Origin of the sequence: Pseudorhizobium endolithicum, assembly GCF_902153245.2 — a bacterium.
In the GTDB taxonomy this organism is placed as follows: domain Bacteria; phylum Pseudomonadota; class Alphaproteobacteria; order Rhizobiales; family Rhizobiaceae; genus Neorhizobium; species Neorhizobium endolithicum.
Window position 1 is genome coordinate 72,217 of record NZ_CABFWF030000013.1, and the last position, 6,609, is coordinate 78,825.

Genomic DNA, 6,609 nt, shown 5'->3' on the forward strand with positions numbered 1-6,609 from the left:
CTGGCAGCGAGATCGCGGGGAACGCTGTTCACGCTTCCAGTCGTTCTCCCGCACTGTTGCCGGTGGCCAAATGCAGTGGCGTCTGCACTTCGCCGGCGTCAACGAACACGCGGTTCCGTCCGGCGGCCTTGGCCGCATAGAGTGCGCGGTCCGCTCGCTCCACCGCAGCCTCCAGTCGGGTGTCCTCAGTTCTCAAGGAAGCGACGCCGCAGGAAACCGTGAATCGCTCGCTGACACCAAAGGCCACCCATGCCCGCTCCGCGAAAGCGCGCCGCAGTGACTGCACCAGGTCACGCGCCTTGATCACGTCGACCCCCGGCAGGAACGCAACGAATTCCTCACCGCCGTAGCGCGCCGTACATCCATGGGGGCCGATCACCTGAAGGAGGTCTTCGCCCAGCCCCCGGATGACCTCGTCGCCGAACCCGTGTCCGTAGCCATCATTGATGCGCTTGAAGTGATCAATGTCGCATATGATCAATGAGCCATGCCGGGTGGCGTTGTCCCCCCGCTCGACCGCGTGGCGAAATCCACGCCGGTTCAGCAGCCCTGTCAGTTCGTCGGTCTCCGCCGCCCTCCGGTAGCGCTCGAGTGCGGTGTGGCCTACGGCCGCGAGCGCGCTGAACGGGAAGAACATGCACACGGTAATGGTCGTGAGGTGACCTGAGAGGTTGTAAGCCGAGTCCGCAAAATCGGCGAAGTCGTTGCTCGACCCCGTGAAGAATGTGAAGTAGGTCGCGCGAGACACTGAATCCAGCACGACGATAAAGCTCGTCACGACCAGGGCCTTGTCGATCCCGCTTGAGGCCTGTGTCCGAACCCTCAGGATTGCCCAGCCGAGCAGGAACGCGAAAGCCATGTCCGTGAGGAACAGTTGAGAAATCAGGCTGTTCTCTACGAACACGAGGTAAGTGAGCGCCAGCGTGTACAACGCTACGAAGGTCAGGCGCTGCGTGGTCTGCATGGGCACCTTGAAGTGAGACAGAAGCCCGCTGCCGTAGCAATAGGACGCCCCCATGAAGATCAGCCCCGACGCGAAGGCGTCGAAGGTCGGCTGGATCGAGAAGGTCGAGATCACGAAACCGAGCGCCGTCTGCGCAAAACCCGCGCCCCAGTACCAGGTGTTGCTCAGCCCCAGACGCCCTAACAGGAAGAAGCATCCGGCCACCAGGCTGAACAGCACCGGCGGCACGTAAACGATCAGATTGCTCGTCTCCATCCAGTGCAGCCCCCCAGCCGCCGTAGGTTGTCGATCTCACCCGGATGTAACCCTTCCGAGTTTAACGCTTGCTGAATGTCCGGTTTGGTGGCCCGCCGCTGAAGCACCACCATCCCCTCCCCCGGCAACCTCGCAATCGCCGCTGCTGACGAGGAAATAATTTCCGCCTAATCGCCGAAAGCCCAGAATACAAGGTATTTCGGCGGAACTGCATGTTAGCAGGACTGGCAACAGAAGAGAGGGCAGCGCCCAGTTTTCACCGGAGCACGGTGTTTCTACCGGTATTTTTACCCTCCCGGGTTGGGATAGCCGTTAACCATTCGTAAACGATAAGAATCGCCATCAACTCGACGGCATCATGATGATTCCGCTGGCTTTTGGGGGGAGAGCGAGCGTCCGATGACCAGCATTCTGACGAACAACTCAGCGATGGCGGCACTGCAGACATTGCGTGCCGTGGCAAACAGCCTGGGCGAGACCCAGCAGCGCGTCAGCACCGGTCTGCGCGTCGGGACTGCCACAGACAACGCCGCCTACTGGTCCATTTCGACCACCATGCGCTCGGACAACATGGCGCTGGCCGCTGTTTCGGACGCCTTGGGTCTGGGGGCTGCGAAGGTTGACACAGCATCTTCTGGAACCGAGTCTGTCGTCGATCTCTTGAAAGTGTTCAAGGCACGTCTGGTTACCGCCACCGAAGACGGGGTTGATCGATCGAAGGTCCAGGCAGAACTATCTCAGCTAAATGAGCAGGCAGAAAGCATCATTCTGTCGTCCAGCTTCAGCGGCGTAAACTGGTTGCGAACTAACGTTTCGGCTCACCTGATGGAAGCGGGCGATTTACCTGCTTCTGTAGTGTCTTCATTTGTCAGGTCTGAGACCGGGAACGTCGCAGTGGAGGCGATAACGCTCGACCTCAAGAGCATTAGCATGTTGAACGTCGGCGGCGGCGGGATTCTGCAGAAGGAGCTTGGAGGGATTGGGGACATTGGAGGTTTTAGGGGCACCTCATTTACCAGTAATGCGCACAATGGACATGAAGTGCGAACCTTCACAGGTCCGGCGGAATTCGGGCCGACTGACTATGTGGAATTCGAGATCGTCCTCGATGCGGGGGACCATTCTGGCGGTGTAGCCTTTACCGGGCTTCGGATCGACAAAGGAGTGATCGATTCAGCTCTCGGCAACAACGATGGCAAAATCAACAATGCCGTCCAGATGAGGGCTGTCCTCCAGAGAGTCTTTGACGACAACCTAGTTCCGGCCTGGACCACAAAGCCGACTGGGCATACCTCCTTCACATCCAATGACGACCCTGCCCGCTTTGAAATTGGTACCAAAGAAGGTAGCGGCCACCCGGGGTCGAGCATCGAAATCAGAAACGTATCTTCAGACTTTAACGGGGTATTTCCATCAGGATTTGCCCTGGGTCTGGAGAACCCAGCTGACCTCGGGCTGGAACATGACAATATGTACCCGAAGGCTACGTTGGAGTTCACCGAGCCGTTCACGATTTCCGGGAATGCCGAAATTTACTTTGACGTCCAAATCGGAACCGGACCTGTGCAAGCCATCACAGTCAGTAAAGCGACCGTCGATGCAGCTTTGGGTACAACTGATGGCGTTGTCTCCGATCGTCACCAGTTCGCAGCAGTGATCGCTCATGCTACAACCGGGACCGGTTTGACGGCCTCCTCGACTGATCCGGAATTCTCCGGAAAAGTTGTATTCATGGCCGACCAGACGATACATCCCGAGGCGGGGCTGCGAGCCAAGGCTGTTAGTATCGGAAACGTGCGCACGAACATCCCCTGGACTCTCGAGTTTGACCTCGCTGAGGTCGACATAACCAACTCGAAATTCGCGATATCGGAGTACTTGAGAGGCGTCGAATATATGCTTCAGCGTGCCATCTCTAGCGCAAGCGGCCTCGGCTCCCTGAAATCAAGGATCGACCTGCAGTATGGGTTCACGGAGAAGCTGATGGCCAACATTGACAAAGGCATTGGCAGGCTCGTTGATGCGGACATGAACGAGGAATCCAGCCGCCTCAAAGCCCTGCAGACACAGGAACAGCTGGCACTACAATCCCTGTCGATCGCCAACTCCAATTCCGAATCCATCATGCAGCTGTTCAGGTGACCTCAGTTGTTGGTTCGGTCCAGATGGGTCGCCACCAGCATTGCAGCCAGATGCACGGTGTTGCGCGCACCCATGCGATCCTTCATCCGGCTGAGACGGTGCTCGACGGTGCGATGAGAAAGCCCCAGGATGGCTGCGATCTCCTTGGCCGTTGCCCCCTCGATAAGCAACTGCGTGATCGCTTCATCGGCCACATCAAGGTTCTCCTCCTGACGTGGCCGGGTGAGTAGAAAGCGCGCATACGAGGATGAGATTATCCACTCGGGTCTGGCTACGTTCTTCTGTGGCAGCAGGATACGATCGTATCCCAGACTGAGGCCCAGCAGCTTCGTCTTCACGAGCTCGATCCGCGGCTGCTGTGTTGAAATGACCTCCCGGAGCCGCGGGATCACCGCCTCTTCCATGTAACGCCGGTCTTTAAACTCAACGATCTTACAGTCAGCGAACAGCTGATTTATGTTGAGGACCCTGGATGTGAACCCCGAGTGTCTTATGGCCTTCATTTCCCAGTTCCACGGATCGTCACCGACCAAGCGGAACACCGTGAGACGCATCTTTATGGAGAGGAGATCGAGCGCCGGCGCAAAGATCGTCTCTGGCTGTACGGGCTTTTCTGCACTTGTTGTGAGCCACCGGTCGAGCAGGACTCGGGTGACGACGGAGAATGGCGTTTCACTGGGCATTCAATTATCAGCAAATAAAACAGGATGCGCCAATTCAACCTGAAATTGTTCAACGTGCAATAGCAGCCACGACAGAACATGTTGAAAAAGTATGCCGTGGAATAGAAGCCTAACGAACGGTGAGTTCTAGATCGCTGGCACGTACATGCGACGCTTGAAGTAAAGGAAACAAGTTCATGCCCGAACCACGCTCGCCTCGCCTTGCGGTCCTGATCGATGCCGACAACGCCTCAGCCAAGATTGTCGATGGGCTGTTTGAAGAGATTGCCAAGATCGGAGAGGCCAGTGTTCGCCGAATATATGGCGACTTCTCCAGCGCCCGCTCCAGGGCATGGACGGACGTCCTCGCGAAGCATGCAATCATCCCGCAGCAGCAGTTCGCCTACACCACTGGCAAGAACGCGTCCGACATCACACTGGTGATCGACGCCATGGACCTGCTCCACAGTGGACGTTTCGACGGATTTTGCCTCGTATCATCCGACAGCGATTTTACGAGGCTTGCATCGCGTATCCGGGAGCAAGGCGTAGATGTATTCGGGTTCGGGGAACAGAAGACGCCTGAAAGCTTCCGCCAGGCCTGCCGAAGGTTCATCTACACGGAGAACCTGCTGCCCCAGGAGTCGGCGAACGGCAGCGGGGAGACACAACAGTCACCATCACTGCAGAAGCCGAGCGCAGCGACGCCGATCATCAAGAAGGTCATCGCTCAGATGGAAAGCGAAGACGGGTGGGTGCCGCTCGGGGCCGTCGGCACCCAGCTCGCGAACCTGGCATCGGATTTTGATCCGCGAACCTATGGCTCCCGCAAGCTCAGCGATCTCGTCAAGAAGACGAATGCCTTCGAAATAGACAATGCAGAAGGAAAGCCGTTACGCATTCGGTTGAAGCAACCGGCGAGCAAGGCAGGCTGAAGTCTGCGGGCTTCGACCCTCGGTCAAAACGAGCGTTCCGCTGGAAGCAGCCGCCGAACAAATTGGCAGAAGTTGCGGAATTGGACCGAGATCAGGAATAGCGACGCTGATCGCGTTCACGATCGTCGATCGCATGCCGCATCGCTTGTTCTCGGCCACACTCGTACTTCTGCATATAATAGCTGACGAGGGACTGGCGACGAGGCTCATCCATGATCGCGAAGACGTTCCGGAAGTGACGATCTATGGCAGACAGATGCGGCTGCGTGGATCGTGACCTCGCCGCGACGTAGGTGAGAAGTCGGTAGACGATGAAGCCTACAGCTAACGCGATCAGTAGACTGATCTCCCACTGGGGATCAGCAGCTTTTGTTCCAGTCTGAATGGATATTATCGACCCGTCCATGCTCGCGCCTCCAGCAGCAGCATGGCGAACTGGATGGCACACTTCAAGCGAAGGTACTTGAAATGGTTTTTAACCAGTTTCTGTCGAGGGAACTGCGCCTGGACCGCCGGACATGAATCGCAGCGTTGCCTTGGTGACGACCCCGCGGTCTATTTCCGAAGGGATCACTGCCCGGTTCACGACCTAAGCGGAAATTATTTCCGCGTACTTATACATCACCACTGATAATCGGGAGTTGCGCTCCGCTCGTGCCTCGGTTGAATATTCGGGCTGATTCTGGGGATGTGGGGCAGATGACAAAACCATTTTATGCGGAGCCGATTCTCAACTCTCCCTATGAGGTTCCCACTCGGCACCATGCCCTTTCGGAAAGCGGCGAGCCTCTCAACCACCCGCCGATAGAAGGACGGCGTCGATCGAAGTACGTGGCACCGGTTCCGAAAAGCCGGAAAAGCAAAGCCGGCGGGAGGGTTCAGGCCACCCTCGATCTCGATCAAACGCGAGATGGTGACAGCCGCTACAACCCGACCCCGATCATTAACGAAATTCGAGGCCACATCGCCTCGTGGCGCTCGATACCCAATCCCAACGACTGGGGAGTTACGCCGGTCACCCAGCGGCTTCTGCAGCATTGGCGCAGCGACAGCTTCTCGGGTCCCCGCCCCTTCTATTGTCAGGTAGAGGCAGTAGAGACGGCTATCTGGCTCTCGGAGGTAGCGCGTAAGAACAAACAATACGCCCACATATTCCGGCATCTGGAAGAAGCCAATCGCGACGCCAACCCGGAAATCTTCCGTCTCGCGTTGAAGCTGGCCACGGGTGCCGGCAAGACAACGGTCATGGCAATGCTGATCGCTTGGCAGTCGATCAACGCCGCCCGCCAGCCAAACTCGAGCCTCTTTTCACGCGGATTCCTGATCGTCGCCCCGGGTATCACCATCAAGGACCGGCTGCGCGTATTGAAGCCCTCCGACGGTAACAGCTATTACCGTTCCCGCGAGCTCGTACCACAGGACATGATGGCCGACCTCAACAAGGCCAAGATCGAAATCGTATCCGCGATACATTGTCGTTCTTTGCCATGACGAAACGCCCTGTTCTAGGGCCGTCTGCCGCGAAACTTGAAGGAAAGACAATGACTTATCGGTAATTGGGGAAGAGGGGCGCTGCCCGACCTGAGAGATAGGTGACATTTCGTACCGGAGACATGGGTAACACTTTTCGCTTTGGCGGGAGGTGTCGATG

At 57.3% G+C, this 6,609-nt stretch carries 5 protein-coding genes and 1 pseudogene; 3 read left to right on the top strand and 3 right to left on the bottom strand.

The window, feature by feature from the left end; translation table 11 throughout:
* Positions 1–28: 28 nt before the first annotated feature.
* On the bottom strand, positions 29–1,219 hold the full coding sequence (locus tag RTCK_RS13505; RefSeq protein ID WP_142593177.1) for a GGDEF domain-containing protein: 1,191 nt from the start codon (positions 1,217–1,219) through the stop codon (positions 29–31).
* 399 nt (positions 1,220–1,618) lie between these two features.
* Between RTCK_RS13505 and RTCK_RS21235 the strand changes: the two genes are divergently transcribed.
* Entirely contained in the window at positions 1,619–3,361 is a 1,743-nt protein-coding gene (locus RTCK_RS21235) for a flagellin N-terminal helical domain-containing protein (RefSeq protein ID WP_142593178.1), read from the top strand.
* Positions 3,362–3,363: 2 nt separating this feature from the next.
* Here the strand turns inward: RTCK_RS21235 and RTCK_RS13515 are convergent, their stop codons facing one another.
* Entirely contained in the window at positions 3,364–4,044 is a 681-nt protein-coding gene (locus tag RTCK_RS13515) for a helix-turn-helix transcriptional regulator (RefSeq protein ID WP_142593179.1), read from the bottom strand.
* 176 nt (positions 4,045–4,220) lie between these two features.
* On the opposite strand from RTCK_RS13515, the gene RTCK_RS13520 reads away from it, so the two are divergent.
* Complete coding sequence (locus RTCK_RS13520; protein ID WP_142593180.1) at positions 4,221–4,958, top strand: NYN domain-containing protein; 738 nt, start codon at positions 4,221–4,223, stop codon at positions 4,956–4,958.
* Between the two features lie 91 nt (positions 4,959–5,049).
* On the opposite strand, the gene RTCK_RS13525 is transcribed toward RTCK_RS13520, so the two are convergent.
* A complete protein-coding gene (locus RTCK_RS13525; protein ID WP_142593181.1) occupies positions 5,050–5,364 on the bottom strand; it encodes a hypothetical protein in 315 nt (104 codons plus the stop codon).
* A 293-nt stretch (positions 5,365–5,657) separates the two neighbouring features.
* On the opposite strand from RTCK_RS13525, the pseudogene RTCK_RS13530 reads away from it, so the two are divergent.
* Positions 5,658–6,422 (top strand): annotated as a pseudogene (locus RTCK_RS13530) (restriction endonuclease); the annotation flags it as partial.
* Positions 6,423–6,609: the final 187 nt, after the last annotated feature.

What these genes read in the sequence shown, in the direction of transcription:
- RTCK_RS13505 (WP_142593177.1), bottom strand. Translation starts at nt 1,219, where the DNA reads ATGGAGACGAGCAATCTGATCGTTTACGTGCCGCCGGTGCTGTTCAGC.
- RTCK_RS21235 (WP_142593178.1), top strand. Translation starts at nt 1,619, where the DNA reads ATGACCAGCATTCTGACGAACAACTCAGCGATGGCGGCACTGCAGACA.
- RTCK_RS13515 (WP_142593179.1), bottom strand. Translation starts at nt 4,044, where the DNA reads ATGCCCAGTGAAACGCCATTCTCCGTCGTCACCCGAGTCCTGCTCGAC.
- RTCK_RS13520 (WP_142593180.1), top strand. Translation starts at nt 4,221, where the DNA reads ATGCCCGAACCACGCTCGCCTCGCCTTGCGGTCCTGATCGATGCCGAC.
- RTCK_RS13525 (WP_142593181.1), bottom strand. Translation starts at nt 5,364, where the DNA reads ATGGACGGGTCGATAATATCCATTCAGACTGGAACAAAAGCTGCTGAT.